The organism is Leptotrichia sp. oral taxon 498, assembly GCF_002240055.1.
Lineage (GTDB): Bacteria > Fusobacteriota > Fusobacteriia > Fusobacteriales > Leptotrichiaceae > Leptotrichia > Leptotrichia rugosa.
Map to the genome: position 1 here is coordinate 728,625 of NZ_CP016753.1, position 15,006 is coordinate 743,630.

The window sequence follows — 15,006 nt, forward strand, 5'->3', positions numbered from 1 at the left end:
AAAAAAGAAAGAGAGGATTTTTAGATGAAAAAATTATTGTTGACATTGGCAATGTCGCTATTTTTACTATCTTGTGGAAATGGCGGGAATGACCAAAACACATTTTCTGTAAATATTGTAACGGAGCCAAGTTCGATTGACCCGCAAATCACAACTGACATTCCTGGAGGAACAGTCGATGAACTTATTTTAGAAGGATTGCTTCGAAAAGATAAAAATGGAAAATCAGTTGCAGGACTTGCAAAATCGTGGGAAAAATCAAAAGATGGATTAAAATGGACATTTCACTTAAGAGATGGAATAAAATGGTCAAACGGAGATCCAGTAACCGCAAAAGACTTTAAAGCAGGATGGCTTCGTGCGCTAAATCCAGCAACAGCGGCAAGTAACGCAAATATGTTATTTGTAATAAAAAATGGAGAAAAATATAACGCTAAAAAAGCGAGTGCCGAAGAAGTTGGAATTAAAGTGGTTGATGACAAAACTTTGGAAGTTACATTGGAAGCACCAGTTTCATATTTTGATGATTTGGTAACATTTAAAGCATATATGCCTCTAAACGAAAAATATTATAATCAAGTTAAAGACAAATATTTTTCAGAAGCTAAATATACAATAGCTGTAGGTCCTTACACTTTGGACGACTGGACACATAATTCAGAATTGAGATTGAAAAAGAATCCTAATTACTGGGATGCGGCAAATGTTAAGACAGAAAATGTAGTTTTAAAAATGATTGACAGTAATTCGTCTGTAAATGCTTTTAAAAATGATGAAGTTGATGTTACACCAGTTACATTTGAACAAGCTAAAGAATTTAATGGAAAACCTGAATTAGTGACAGCTAAAGATGGAGGAATTTATTATTTGTTATTTAATGTAAACGATCCAGCTTACAAAAATGTGAAAATCAGAAAAGCTATTTCAATGGCAATCAATAAAAATGATTTGTTGACTAAAGCACTTTCAAATTCTGAAAAAGCGACTAAGACTTTCACACCGCAAGGAATTGGACTTAACGGACTAAAAGGTGATTTTGCCAAAGAAGTTCCAACAGATCAGCCAAAATATGATGTGGCAGAAGCTAAAAAATTGTTAGCTGAAGGAATGAAAGAAGCAGGGATTTCTAAATTGCCAAATATAAAAATATTATTTAATGACAGTGGAAGCAGAAAAGCGATTGTGGAATATATTCAAGATAATTTAAAAACTAATTTAGGCGTTCAAGTTGATGCGGAAATGGTTACAAGTAAAGAGCGTGTAAACCGTACAAAAGAAAATAACTTTAACATTGCTCTAATGAACTGGACTGGAGATTTCTTAGATCCAATCACATATTTAGATTTATTTGAAAGTACAAATGCAAATAATCGTGGAAAATTTGTAAATTCAAGATATGACCAGCTTGTAAAAACTGTAAAATCGACAGACAATCCACAGACAAGAGTACCAGCGATGATAGAAATGGAAAAAATAATTTCACAGGAAGCTCCAGTTGTAATTTTATTCCAAAAACAAAAACAATATTTAGTTAATCCAAGAGTTACTAATTTAGGATTTGTTTCAATTGGTGGAGAGTTCTTTATAAGAGATGTTGTATTAAAATAAGTGTTTTAACAATATTTAGCAAGAAGTCTCCTTCTTCTATAAGTGGGAGATGAATTGCAGAATATAGCTTGAAATAACAGCTCTTATATGGTATAATATTCATAGTCAGGGCAGGGACTGTCCGAAGAGCTTGGTAAATATATTTGGCTAGCAAAAACAGATACTTCCCAAGAAGCTCCCTCTTCTACAAGTGGGAGTAGTTCACAAGATTGAAATACATCGTGTCAAAATAAAGAATCTAAAATAAATAAAAAAGTCGGGAAAAATTTCTCGGCTTTTTTAAATATGATTTATAAGTTTATCAATGTCAGAATAAACATTTCTGTAGTTCACAAAAGGTCTTTTTAGCACTAAAACAACTGTTCCAAATTCTTTACAGGCATCAATTTTCTCTTTTTCTCCGCCAGTTTTTCCACTCTCTTTTGTAATCAAAAAATCAATTTTAAAACTTTTAAGCATAGCTAAATTCAAATTTTTGTCAACAGGCCCTTGAATTGCAATTATATTTTTAGGTAAATATCCAAGATTTTCCGCCTTTTGAATGGAAGCAGTTGTTGGAAGTATCCGCACAAAAAGATTATTTTTTTTACTCATAGCTTTTATTTCTTCTAGATTATTTGATCCAAGTGTACTCAAAATGTTTTTATTTTCATATTTTGAGATAAATTCATTCATTTGACTCAAAGTTTCAAATTTAAAGACGTTTTCATCTCCATAATCAAGCATTTCCCGCTCAAATCTCACATATTTAGTCCCAAGTTTTTTTGTAACTTTCAAAATGGAACGGCTCACATTTTCAGCATATGGATGACTTGCGTCAACGATGAGATTTATATTTTTTTTGGTGATGACTTTTTCCATTTGTTCTTCGTCCAATTTTTTACAAATAACTTGAATATTTTTTTTGCTATCCAAAGTATATTTTTTCAAAAGTTCTCCGCCGTAGGAAGTGGCAGTACTAACAAGAATATCCTTTTTATTTTTCACACTGACAAGTTTTTCCAAAATATCTCTTCCGTCTTTCGTTCCGCCAATTATCCAAATCATATTTCTCTCTTTCCAAAATTTTTTATTTATTTTACTATAATTCTTAAATAATTCTATTGAAAAAATTTACCATTTTCAAAATAAAATATTCGACATTCTCCATTTCCAATAAGTTTTCTCTCATCTAAATCGTCTGCTTCCCTGTTTTCAATATAGTTAAAGAAAAGCTCTAAAACAGTTCCGTGTGTGACAATCAAAATATTTCCGCTTTCGTGAGCTTTCACGATTTTATCAAGTCCTTGTAAAAATCTAGCTAGTCCATCTTTCAACTCTTCTCCGCCAACATTTGTCGCACAGTAATTTTTTACATCATAAAAATAGTTGTGAGCTTCCTGCGGAGAAAAATCAAAAATCTCGATAAAAGTCATCCCTTGCCATTTCCCAAAATAAATTTCATTAAGCTCGGGAATTTCTTGAAGTTCTGGTTTCTCATTTTTATTATCTTCCAAAATAATTTTTGCAGTTTCAACCGTTCTTCCCATTTGACTAGTATAAACAGCATTAAATTTAACATCTTCCAATTCTTTCGCAGTTTTCTTAACTTTTTCAATCCCTTCTTCTGTAAGTGGCGAATTCATCTGTCCCTGAAATTTTTCCAGGACATTCCATTCAGTTTGTCCATGTCTTACAATGTATAATTTTAATTTATTTTCTTTAATTTCTTTCATTTTTTATTTTTTTTTCCTTTCTCTTTTTCTTTCGTTTCTTTAATTTCTTTAAGTTATTTCTTTTCTTTCTTTTATATATATTTTTTTAAAATTTATTTCTTTTTTTTTTTAAATTTTAATTTTTAAATTTTAAATTCTTATATTTTATTTTTTTAATTAAGTCAATTGAGTTAAGTTAATCAAACATCTGGATAAGTTCTCACATCTTCAGTTATTCTACAAGCCGCTTCTATGATTGGAAACATCATAATAGCTCCAGTTCCTTCGCCAAGCTTCATATTCATCAGAAGTGGCGCGGTTAAATTAAGCTCACTCATAATATATTTCATCCCTGGCTCACAGCTCAAGTGCGAACCAATCATATAGTCACGAGCATTCGGACATAATTTTTGTGCAATTAATGCCGCAACAGCTGAGATAAAGCCGTCTATGACAACAGGAACGCCATTTTTAGCGCAACCTAAAAAAGTTCCAGACATTCCTGCAATATCCAGTCCGCCAACTTTGGAAAGCATGTCAATCGGATCTTTTTTATCAATTTTTTTAGTCGAAATCGCTCTTTTTATAACTTCTTTTTTATGTTCCAAAGTCTTTTTATTAATTCCGCTTCCAAATCCAACAATATCGTCCAGCGGCAAATCTGAAAAAACTTTTAAAATAGCGCCGCTCGTCGAAGTATTTCCAATTCCCATTTCTCCAGTCGCAAAAAGATTATAACCTTTTTTCACAAATTCGTCCACCATTTTTATTCCAATTTCAATGGCGGATACAGCGGTTTCATAACTCATAGCAGCTTCGTCTGCAATATTATTCGTCCCAAATGGCATAAGTTTTTTGTCAATAATTCCTTTAAAATCAAATTTTTTTGAATTGCTTGAACTTTCATCAATTCCCAAGTCGACTACTTTTACATCAGCACCAAAACTTTTTGCCAGAGAATTTATCGAAGAAGTGCCGTTTAACATCGCTTCTACGACATATTGAGTTATAACTCTTTTGGATTTGCTTACTTTTTCACGCTCTACACCATTGTCAGCCGCCATAACGAGTACCATTTTTTTCTTAGGTTGATAATTTTGCTGCATTCCTTCTAGTTTTATTGCCAAATCTTCAATAATTCCAAGTCCTTTCGGAGTTTTTAGCAAAGAATCAAGTTTTTTTTCTTTTTCTTCCATCCGCTGTCTATTCGCCATTTCAATTTGAGTCAAAGTTTTTTTCAAAATCTCCATTTTTCTCCTAAATTTTTACTTTTACAAACTATTTTTTATTTTCTCAAATGCTTTTTTCAACGCAAAATAAAATTTTTCATAATCTTCGTCGGAATGAACATAGGAAATGAAATGAGCTTCATATTTTGACGGCGGCACAATAATCCCATTTTCTAACATTGTGTCAAAATAAATGGCAAACATTTCATCACTTGTGTCAATTGCATCTTCCAGATTTTCTATTTTATCCTTTGCAAAAAAGATTGTAAATAAGCTATTAACATAGTTCACAGTCGCAGGAATTTCATATTTTTGAATTAAGTTTTCTATTTTAGAAACCAGTTCTTTCGTTCTTTTCTCCAAAGTCTTGTAAATTTCAGGATTTTCTTTCAAAATGGAAATCGTTTTAATTCCAGCGGCGACAGAAACTGGATTTCCAGAAAGAGTTCCAGCGTGATAAACATTTCCAACTGGTGAAATCGAATCCATAATTTCTTTTTTTCCACCGAATGCACCAACTGGATATCCGCCGCCAATGATTTTCCCAAGAGTGACCAAATCTGGCTGTATTCCAAACACTTCACAAGCGCCACCAAGCGAAATTCTAAATCCTGTAATAACTTCGTCAAAAATTAGAACAATATTTTTTTTACGAGTAATTTCTCGCAAAAATTCCAAGAATTCTTTTGAAGTCTCAATAACTCCCATATTTGCTGGAATAGGTTCAACAATGACACAGGCGATGTCATTTTCATCTTCAATAATTTTGTTCGTTTTTTCAAAATCTCCAAATGGAGCAGTTATTGTGTCTTTGGTTACGGCTTCAGTAATTCCGTTGCTGTCCTGATGCTCAAAAGTAAGAAGTCCAGACCCCGCTTTTACAAGCAGTGAATCCGAATGCCCGTGATAACATCCTTCAAATTTCAAAATTTTATTCTTTTTTGTAAATGCCCTGGCAAGTCTCACAGCCGCCATCGTAGCTTCAGTCCCAGAAGTTGTAAGCCTAATTTTTTCAATCGCAGGAAAACATTCTTTTACAAGTTCTGCCAATACAACTTCTTTTTTTGTCGGAAGCCCAAAAGATGTCCCTTTTTCCATCTCGGATTTCACAACTTCAAGAACTTCAGGGTAATTATGCCCAAGTATCATAGGTCCCCAAGATCCAATCATATCAATATATTCATTCCCATCTTCATCAAAAAGTTTGCTTCCTTTTGCACTTTCAATAAAAATGGGATAGTCTTTTTTTACGGACTGAAAAGCTCTGACTGGACTATTTACACCACCTGGAATAGATTTTTTTGCTTCTTCAAAAATTTCTTTAGATTTATTTGTATTCATTGATTTTCTCCTTCTTCAATTAAGTTGGCAAATTCCAAAATGTCGTTCACAACAATGGAATCTAAGCCATTTTCTTTAAGTTTTGAAATGTTTTTAACTCCATATCCAGTTTTGACGAGGACGGTTTTCATTCCTAGTTTTTTTGCAGGAATCAAATCTGTCACTCTGTCGCCAATCATAAAAGAGTTTTTTTCATCTATTTCAAATTCTTTTATTGCCAACTCAAAATTTTTCGTATTTGGTTTCCGACATTCGCAATTTTTTTTGTATTTCCCAATCCCATCAGGATGATGCGGACAAAAATACGACTTTTCAATTTTAATTCCCTTTTTTCGCAAATCTTCTTCAATAAATTTTTGCAATTTAAAATAATCTTCTTCGCTGTAAAATCCTTTAGCAATCCCAGCCTGATTGGTAATAATGACAAATTTATAACCCAAATCTCTCAATTTTGCTAGCCCAGAGACAACATTTTTTTCATATTCAAATTCTTCAATTCTATGCAAATAATTTTTTTCAACATTAATCACGCCATCTCTGTCGAGCAAAATAAATTTATTTTTCATATTTTTTTTAAAACTCCTTCCTTTTCACAAACAATTATGCTTACACAAATTATATAGAAATTACTTCCAAAAATCAATAAATTCTTTTTACATTTCAGTTGAATTATGCTCTAATTTGTGCTATACTTTTTACTGAGAAACTAAGAAGTTTTTAAGGGAAAAAGATATGAAAATAAAAAAAATCGTTATAATTCGAATAATATATATTATTGTTCTGTATTTAATTTACAATATACTGTTAAATCAATACGATTATGTAACAAGATATTTGACAAATTTTATCTTTTTGGTTTTCATATTTATAAAATTTATTTTTGGACAATTGGATTTTTATGCTGAAAGATTTAGATTAAAAAATATCTTTGTAAATTTTTCAATTGACGCAATTTTTGCGTTTATGCTTTTTATTTTTTTAAAAAAAGTTGAGATATTTTATGTTTTCAGTGCAGTTTTCTTCTTTCAAATAATATTTCGGAAAATAATATCTTCGATTTACATGAAAAAGAAAAATGTCCTGATTTTTGGATCAAATCATATTGAAAACAATATTCAAGAAGATATTATAGCTAGCTTAGATTACAACTACATCGGTTATATTTCCGACAATAAAAGCCGTGCAACAAAATATTTAGTTGGAAATTATGCTGAAATGGAAAAGATAATAAAAGAAAAAAAAATTGATCTTCTTGTAATTGTAAAAGATATGAAAAGTCCAAGTTTTAAAAAGTATTTAAAGCGACTTTTTGATTTGAAAATAAATGGATTAAAAGTTTTGAGCTATGAAATATTTAATGAAGAAATTCAAAAAAAAATAGATGCAAGTAAAATTGACGAAGAGTGGTTATTGCAGTCTAATGGTTTTGATATTTTAAACGATGGAATGCAAAAAAATATGAAACGTGGAGTAGATTTAGTCATAGCTTCAACACTAATGATTTTGCTCTCGCCAATGGCACTAATCGTGGCAATTTTAATAAAGTTGGAATCAAAAGGTCCAGTTATTTTTAAACAGGTGAGAATTGGAGAAAATATGGTTCCATTTAAAGTTTATAAATTTAGAAGCATGAAAATACACGATCCCCAAAAATATTCAAAATATGCACAGGACAACGACAATAGAGTGACAAAAATCGGAAACTTTATAAGAAAGACAAGAATTGATGAATTGCCACAACTTTTCTGTATTTTAAAAGGAACGATGAGTTTTGTGGGTCCAAGACCAGAATGGGATATCTTAGCCAAAGAGTATGAAAAGCAAATACCATACTACAATTTAAGACACATGATAAAACCTGGACTTACAGGCTGGGCGCAAGTGATGTATCCTTACGGCGAAAATATTGAAGATACAAAAAGAAAGTTAGAATACGATTTATACTATTTAAAACATCAGGATTTAATTTTAGATGTTTTGATAATCTTTAAAACAGTCAAAGTGATACTATTTGGAAAGGGAAAATAATAGTTAAATAAAATTGGAGGATTTTATGAAAGGAATTATTTTAGCGGGAGGAAGTGGAACAAGGCTTTATCCTTTAACAAAAGCAATTTCAAAACAAATTATTCCAATATATGATAAACCTATGATTTATTATCCATTATCAGTATTGATGTTAGCAAATATAAGAGAAATTTTAATTATTTCTACTCCTAGAGATCTTCCAGTATTTGAAGAATTGTTGGGAGATGGAAGTCAATTGGGTTTAAAACTGGAATATAAAGTGCAAGAGCATCCAAACGGCTTAGCTGAAGCATTCATAATAGGTGAAGAGTTTATAGGAAACGACAATGTCTGTTTGATTTTAGGGGATAACATCTTTTACGGAAGTGGTCTTTCAGGATTACTGGAGGAAGCTTCAAAGTTAAAAGAGGGAGCAGTGGTATTTGGTTATCCTGTAAAAGACCCGAGAGCCTACGGAGTTGTAGAGTTTGATAAAAATGGAAAAGCAATTTCGTTGGAAGAAAAGCCGAAAAATCCAAAATCAAATTATGCAATACCAGGATTATACTTCTATGATAATACAGTTATTGAAAAAGCTAAAATTATAAAACCATCCTCTAGAAATGAATTAGAGATTACAGCGATAAATGAAGAATATTTGAAAAAAGGTAAATTAAATGTTAAAAGTTTGGGAAGAGGAACTGTGTGGCTAGATACAGGTACTCATGAAGCTTTGTTACAAGCTGCCAATTATATGGAAGCTATTCAAAAAAGGCAAGGATTTTATATCGCTTGTATTGAGGAGATTGCTTATCAGAAGGGGTGGATTACACCAGAAAGATTGAATAAATCAGCTAAATCTATGATGAAAACAGCATATGGACAATATTTAGCTGATTTGTTGAAGGGATAAAAATGAAAGTAGAAATATTGATGGCTACTTACAATGGAGAAAAGTATCTAAGAGAACAGATAGATTCTATTTTAAAACAAACTTTTAAAGATTGGAAATTGATAATGAGAGATGATGGTTCTAAAGATAAAACTATAGAAATTTTAAATGAATACGAAAAAAAAGATAAGAGAATCAAAGTTTTACAAGATAACAAAGGAAATCTTGGAGTTGCAAAGAATTTTGAAGAGTTACTTAAAAATTCTTCTGGAGAGTATGTTATGTTTTCCGATCAAGATGATTATTGGATGGAAAATAAAATAGAGAAATATATAAAAGTTCTTGAAAAACTAGATAAAGAAAATTTAAAAAATCCACTACTGATACATTCTAATTCATATGTTTGTGATAAGAATTTAAATATATTGAAAAAGGAATTTATAAATTCTAAAATAGCAAAAGAAAATAATGGGAACAGTTATTTTTTTTGTTATATTGTTCAAGGTGCAACATTATTGGTAAATAGAAGAGTGGTAGAATTAGCTTTACCTTTTTTAAAAAGTGTAAAATTGCATGATAGATACTTTCATTTATTATCAGAGTTCTTTGGAAAAAGGATATTTATAGATGAAAGTTTGACAAAATATAGGCAGCATGGTGGTAATGAAATAGGAGCAAAAGGAAGTATTGTAAATAAAATCTTAAAAAAAAGATATTTTGATAAAAATGATAGAGAATTAATTATTGAAATAAGTAAAAAATATGATAAAATTTTAAAGAAAAGTAACTTAAAAGATATTGAAAAATATATAGAGGTAACAGATAGAAGTAAAAATAGAATAAAGAGATTTTTATTAAGTAAATATTTTGAAATGAAATTAATAAAAAGATTATTTTTATTAATAAAAGGATAAAAAATGTTAAAGAAAAAAGGAATTATAGGAGTAGCATTTCATAAAAAATATTTTAGTTACGAAGATGATATTATTACTCCAATTTATGTTGGTGCAAAAATAAACAAGGAAAATTTGAAATATTTAAAAGATTCTACAGGAGATAATATTTCAGAAAAAAATGAAAATTTCTGTGAACTTACAGGTATTTATTGGATTTGGAAAAATGTAGATGCTGATTTTTATGGAATGATGCATTATAGAAGGTATCTTTCTTTTGAAGACAGACTAGAATATAAAATAAAGCGGATTATATATGTTTTTTCACGTCTTTTTTATTTAAATTCAATAATAAATATGTTAGATATGAAAGAATTATTTCAAATAAAAATATGTGAAGAAGAAATAATTAGAAAAGAAATAATGAAAGTATCTAAAAATATTATAAATAAAATTCAAAAATACGATATATTTTTACCCAAAAAAGAAATTTTTAATAAAAGTGTCTATGAACAGTATAAAAATGTTCATATAGTGGAACATTTGGATAAATTATTGGAGATAATAGCAGCAGAATATCCAGAGATATATCCCTATTATGAAAGAAAAATAAAAAAAGGAAATAAAATTTATCCATTAAATATATTTATTATGAAAAAAAATATTTTTTTGAGTATTCAGAATTTATCTTTGACGTGCTATTCAAATTAGAAAAAAAAATAAAAATTCCTTTGGATACTTATCAAAAGAGAGTTTTTGGTTTTTTATCAGAGAGAATGATGTTGCCATTTATTGAGTACTTAAAGGATAAAAAAAATGTAAGAGTAAAAGAGGGAATAGTACTTTATTTAAATAGAAAGGAAAAAAATGAAGGAGATATTTGAATATAGAGCGCTTTTGATTGAACTAGTAAAAAGAGATATAAAAAAGAAATACAGGAGATCAATATTAGGGATACTGTGGAGTATGTTAAATCCATTTTTTACAATGCTAATTATAGCGATGGTGTTTTCAAGTTTTTTTAAGTTCGCAATTAAAAATTTTCCTGTATATTTATTAACAGGACAATTAATATTTAATTTTTATTCAGAAGCAACAAATACAGCAATGGGTTCGATATTAGAAAATGCTTCGCTAATAAAAAAAGTTTATGTTCCAAAACATATTTTTCCAATAGCAAGAGTATTATCAAGTGGAGTAAACTTTATATTATCTTTACCAGGTTTAGTTCTAGTAATATTAATAACAAAGGCTCCTGTTAAATTTCCTATAGTATTCTCTTTTGTTCCAGTACTGTATGTCCTCTTTTTTTGTTTCGGAGTAGGATTGTTATTAGCATCAATAACGGTTTATTTTAGAGACATGTTTCATTTATATGGAGTGCTTTTGACTGCAATAAGTTATTTAACGCCATTATTTTATCCAAAAGAAATAGTTCCTGAAAAATATATGTTTTTGATAAAATTAAATCCAATGGTTTATTTTGTTGATTTATTTAGAGATATGGTATATTATGGAAAAATGCCAACTTTAGATGAACATCTAAATTGTATATTTATTATTATTATTTCGCTTTTTGTTGGAGTAGTAGTATTTAATATGAATAAAAAGAAATTTATACTTCATATATAGGAGGAAATCGTGGAAGAAATAGTAAAAGTAAAAAATATTTCTATGAGATTTAATATGAGTTCAGAAATAATACATTCTTTCAAAGAATATGTAATAAAATTGTTAAAGAGGCAACTATTTTTTAAAGAATTTTGGGCTTTGAGAGATGTTTCGTTTTCTTTAAGAAAAGGAGAAATATTGGGGATAGTAGGATTTAATGGTTCAGGAAAAAGCACAATATTAAAAGTAGTGGCAGGAGTATTGGAGCCAACTTCAGGAAGTATAGAAGTTATTGGGAAAGTTGCACCTCTTATAGAGTTAGGAGCTGGATTTGATCCAGATTTGACAGCAAGAGAAAACATATTTTTGAATGGTGCTGTATTGGGGTATGATAAAAAATTTATGGAAGAAAAATTTGATGAAATAGTAGATTTTTCTGAATTGGGAGAATTTTTAGATACACCGTTAAAGAATTTTTCTTCTGGAATGTATGCAAGATTAGGTTTTGCAATAGCAACTGTAGTTAGACCGGATATTTTAATAGCTGACGAAATTCTTGCAGTAGGAGATTTCCATTTTCAGGAAAAATGTGAACGGAAGATAAAGGAAATGATGGCACAAGGTACAAGTATACTTTTTGTATCACATTCAATCGAACAAGTAGAACAGCTATGTGATCGTGTGGTTTGGTTAGAAAAAGGGAAGTTGAGGATGGTCGGAGAAACTTTAGAAGTTTGTGAAGCATATAGAAATAGCTAAAAATTTTAGAAAGGAGAAAAATAGTTAATTTTAACTATTGAAAAGTATAAATGAAGTATGATTATTTAGTAGTAGGAGCAGGACCTTTTGGGGCAACATTTGCGTATGAAGCAAATAGAAGAGGGAAAAAAGTTTTAGTGATTGACAAAAGAGATCATGTTGGTGGAAATATGTATTGTGAAAATATTGAAGGAATAAATGTTCACAAATATGGAGCACATATTTTTCATACTAGTAATAAAAAAGTATGGGATTATGTAAATCAGTTTTGTACATTTAATAATTATATAAATTCACCAATAGCAAATTATAAAGGTGAAATATACAATTTACCATTCAATATGAATACTTTTAATAAATTGTGGGGAGTTGTGACTCCGGCAGAAGCTAAAGCTAAAATTGATGAACAAATAAAAGAATCTGGAATTACAGAACCTAAAAACTTAGAAGAACAAGCAATTTCTTTGGTAGGAAAAGATATTTATGAAAAATTGATAAAAGGTTATACTGAAAAACAATGGGGAAGAAGTACAACAGAATTACCAGCATTTATTATTAAGAGATTGCCTGTAAGATATACTTATGATAATAACTATTTTAATGATAAATATCAAGGAATTCCTGAAGGTGGATACAATGTAATTTTTGATAAGTTGTTAGAAGGAATCAATGTAGAATTGAATGTTGATTTCTTTGAAAAAAAAGAAGAATTATTGGCTAAAGCTGATAAAGTAGTGTTTACAGGTATGATAGATCAATATTTTGATTATAAATTTGGTGTTTTAGAATACAGAAGTTTAAGATTTGAACATGAAATATTAGATGAAGAAAATCACCAAGGGAATGCAGTAGTAAACTACAATGAAAGAGAAGTACCTTATACAAGAATAATAGAACATAAACATTTTGAATTTGGAAAACAGTCAAAAACAGTTATAACTAGAGAATATCCAGCAGAATGGAAACAAGGAGATGAGCCTTATTATCCAGTAAATAACGATAAAAACGCTGAAATCTTTAAAAAATATCAAGAATTAGCAAAGCAAGAAAAAAAAGTGATATTTGGTGGAAGATTAGCTAATTATAAATATTATGATATGCATCATGTATTTGAAGTTGCTTTGGAAGTAGTGGAAAATGAATTTGAGAAATAAAATAGAAAGGAGAGCGATTATGAATTTACAAAGAGCGGTATTTCCTAAATTTGAGATGTGTACAGAAGGAGAACTTTATTTTAGAATAAATCAATTTGCGAGTATAGATATAGCAAATTCTGTAGTACGTTTAGAAAAATTAGGAATGGTTCATACAGATACATATTTTAATGGATTTAGCATTGGAAAGTGGAAAAGATATACTAATATTGAAGATTTAGGAATCTTTTTAAAATTTAAAGGAAAGATAAAAGTAAGGTTTTATCAGCATAGACTTTATTATAGTTACAGAGCTTTAAAAGAAGTATATTTTGAAAGTGATAAGGTTAAAGAAGTAAAAATTCCATTAGAATTTTGGAAGACTTTAGAAGATGGGATGTTGGCTTTTGATATAGAGGGATTAGAAAGTAGTGAAATATATAATTTTGGATATTATACAGAAACAAAGCCACTTAATAAAATAAATTTAGGAGTTTCTATAACACATTTTAATAGAAAAGATTATGTATTACCTGCATTAGAGAGACTGAAAAGAGAGCTTTTGGGTGATAGCAATTTTTTAGGTAAAGTTTCTATCTATGTTGTTGATAATAGTAAAAATCTTCCCAATGTTGAAGGTGTAACCATCATTCCAAATGAAAATTTAGGTGGAGCCGGTGGCTTTACAAGAGGCTTGATGGAATTAAAAGAATCAGGAGAATTTACTCATTGTTTATTTATGGATGATGATGCTTCATGTGAGATAGAAAGTATAAAAAGGACTATAAATTTATTAGAACATGCCACAAAACCTAATTTAGCTGTATCGGGAGCAATGCTTAGAGAAAATGAAATGTTTAGACAAACAGAAAATGGAGCTCAATTTAATGGAGCATGTAAGCCACTTAAAGATGGACTGGATTTAAGATTTTATAGGGATTTGCTTTTAAATGAACAGGAAGAAAAAATAGATTATGCAGGTTGGTGGTTTTTTGCTTTTCCAATTTCAGAAGTAAAACACTATGCTTTCCCTTATTTCGTTCGTGGAGACGATTCAGGATTTAGTTTAGTTCATGATTTTAAGATAATAACTTTAAATGGTATTTCATCTTGGCAAGAGGATTTTGCTCTAAAAAATGGACCATTGCCACAATATTTAGATACTCGTTATCATATAATGCATTATTTTCATAATTTGGTAAAAAGCAGCAGAAGAAATATTATAAGAACAAGTAGAGGTATGATATTGCGAAATTTACTTACATATCAGTATGAAACAGCACTAGCTGCGATATGTGCTTTGGAGGATGTTGCCAAAGGAAGTGATTTCTGGAGAAATAATGTAGATATGATGAAGAGAAGACCAGAAATATTAGCATTAGTGAAAAATGAAAAGGCAATTGAGATTTCACCTGAAATTATGGCACATGCTAAAATAAAAGCAAGTATGGAAGAAGATATAATTAAGAGAGAAGAAAAGAAAAAGCGAAATGGTGGAAAAATAAAAAGAATAATGAGTCTAGTGACATTAAACGGGCATTTAGTTCCTAAAATATTTTTAAAAAACAGTATAGTGGCACAACATAAAGGTTATGGAGGTGTATTAAAGGAGATTTTTTTACATAAGAAAGTTTTATATATACATCAACCGACGCATAAAGGATTTATAGTTGAGCAAAGTAAAGGGAAGTTTTTTGGATACTTGTTTAGATATTTTAAAGCATTGACTGTATTATTATTAAAATATAAAAAATTATCTAAAGATTATCAAAGCACTTATGATGAGCTTACAAGTTCTGAGTTTTGGAAGAAACAATTTAAAAAATAACAGGAGGGATT

The 15,006-nt window shown here is 29.5% G+C and carries 13 protein-coding genes and 1 pseudogene; 9 read left to right on the forward strand and 5 right to left on the reverse strand.

Going from position 1 to position 15,006, the window contains the following annotated elements; genetic code table 11:
• Positions 1-24: 24 nt before the first annotated feature.
• Positions 25-1,608 carry a peptide ABC transporter substrate-binding protein gene (locus BCB68_RS03440; RefSeq protein WP_094079545.1) on the forward strand — a complete coding sequence of 528 codons (1,584 nt, stop codon included), beginning with the start codon at positions 25-27 and terminating at the stop codon, positions 1,606-1,608.
• Between the two features lie 279 nt (positions 1,609-1,887).
• On the opposite strand, the gene BCB68_RS03450 is transcribed toward BCB68_RS03440, so the two are convergent.
• The 5 genes from BCB68_RS03450 to BCB68_RS03470 form a co-directional block, all read right to left on the reverse strand.
• Positions 1,888-2,655: a cobalt-precorrin-6A reductase gene (locus tag BCB68_RS03450; RefSeq protein ID WP_094079547.1), complete on the reverse strand. Its 768-nt coding sequence runs from the start codon at positions 2,653-2,655 to the stop codon at positions 1,888-1,890.
• A gap of 53 nt (positions 2,656-2,708) precedes the next feature.
• Positions 2,709-3,323, reverse strand: a complete 615-nt coding sequence (locus BCB68_RS03455) for a histidine phosphatase family protein (RefSeq protein ID WP_094079548.1) — start codon at positions 3,321-3,323, stop codon at positions 2,709-2,711.
• Positions 3,324-3,502: 179 nt separating this feature from the next.
• Positions 3,503-4,552, reverse strand: a complete 1,050-nt coding sequence (gene cobT / locus BCB68_RS03460) for a nicotinate-nucleotide--dimethylbenzimidazole phosphoribosyltransferase (protein ID WP_094079549.1) — start codon at positions 4,550-4,552, stop codon at positions 3,503-3,505.
• 21 nt (positions 4,553-4,573) lie between these two features.
• The gene (gene hemL, locus BCB68_RS03465; RefSeq protein ID WP_094079550.1) at positions 4,574-5,872 is read right to left on the reverse strand and encodes a glutamate-1-semialdehyde 2,1-aminomutase; all 1,299 of its coding nucleotides are present in this window, start codon (positions 5,870-5,872) and stop codon (positions 4,574-4,576) included.
• Complete coding sequence (locus BCB68_RS03470; RefSeq protein ID WP_094079551.1) at positions 5,869-6,438, reverse strand: D-glycero-alpha-D-manno-heptose-1,7-bisphosphate 7-phosphatase; 570 nt, start codon at positions 6,436-6,438, stop codon at positions 5,869-5,871. Before BCB68_RS03470 ends, hemL begins: the two co-directional genes overlap by 4 nt.
• Positions 6,439-6,604: 166 nt before the next feature.
• Between BCB68_RS03470 and BCB68_RS03475 the strand changes: the two genes are divergently transcribed.
• From BCB68_RS03475 to BCB68_RS03515, 8 genes and pseudogenes are all read left to right on the forward strand, one after another.
• A complete protein-coding gene (locus BCB68_RS03475; RefSeq protein WP_094079552.1) occupies positions 6,605-7,900 on the forward strand; it encodes a sugar transferase in 1,296 nt (431 codons plus the stop codon).
• Between the two features lie 25 nt (positions 7,901-7,925).
• On the forward strand, positions 7,926-8,792 hold the full coding sequence (rfbA, locus tag BCB68_RS03480; protein ID WP_094079553.1) for a glucose-1-phosphate thymidylyltransferase RfbA: 867 nt from the start codon (positions 7,926-7,928) through the stop codon (positions 8,790-8,792).
• A gap of 2 nt (positions 8,793-8,794) precedes the next feature.
• Positions 8,795-9,685, forward strand: a complete 891-nt coding sequence (locus BCB68_RS03485) for a glycosyltransferase family 2 protein (protein WP_094079554.1) — start codon at positions 8,795-8,797, stop codon at positions 9,683-9,685.
• Positions 9,686-9,688: 3 nt separating this feature from the next.
• Positions 9,689-10,548 (forward strand): annotated as a pseudogene (locus BCB68_RS03490) (DUF4422 domain-containing protein).
• Positions 10,532-11,296: an ABC transporter permease gene (locus BCB68_RS03500; RefSeq protein ID WP_094079557.1), complete on the forward strand. Its 765-nt coding sequence runs from the start codon at positions 10,532-10,534 to the stop codon at positions 11,294-11,296. Before BCB68_RS03490 ends, BCB68_RS03500 begins: the two are co-directional and overlap by 17 nt.
• 9 nt (positions 11,297-11,305) lie before the next feature.
• The gene (locus BCB68_RS03505; protein ID WP_094079558.1) at positions 11,306-12,034 is read left to right on the forward strand and encodes an ABC transporter ATP-binding protein; all 729 of its coding nucleotides are present in this window, start codon (positions 11,306-11,308) and stop codon (positions 12,032-12,034) included.
• A gap of 50 nt (positions 12,035-12,084) precedes the next feature.
• Complete coding sequence (gene glf, locus BCB68_RS03510; protein ID WP_094079559.1) at positions 12,085-13,188, forward strand: UDP-galactopyranose mutase; 1,104 nt, start codon at positions 12,085-12,087, stop codon at positions 13,186-13,188.
• Between the two features lie 19 nt (positions 13,189-13,207).
• Positions 13,208-14,995, forward strand: a complete 1,788-nt coding sequence (locus BCB68_RS03515) for a glycosyltransferase (protein ID WP_172826457.1) — start codon at positions 13,208-13,210, stop codon at positions 14,993-14,995.
• Positions 14,996-15,006: the final 11 nt, after the last annotated feature.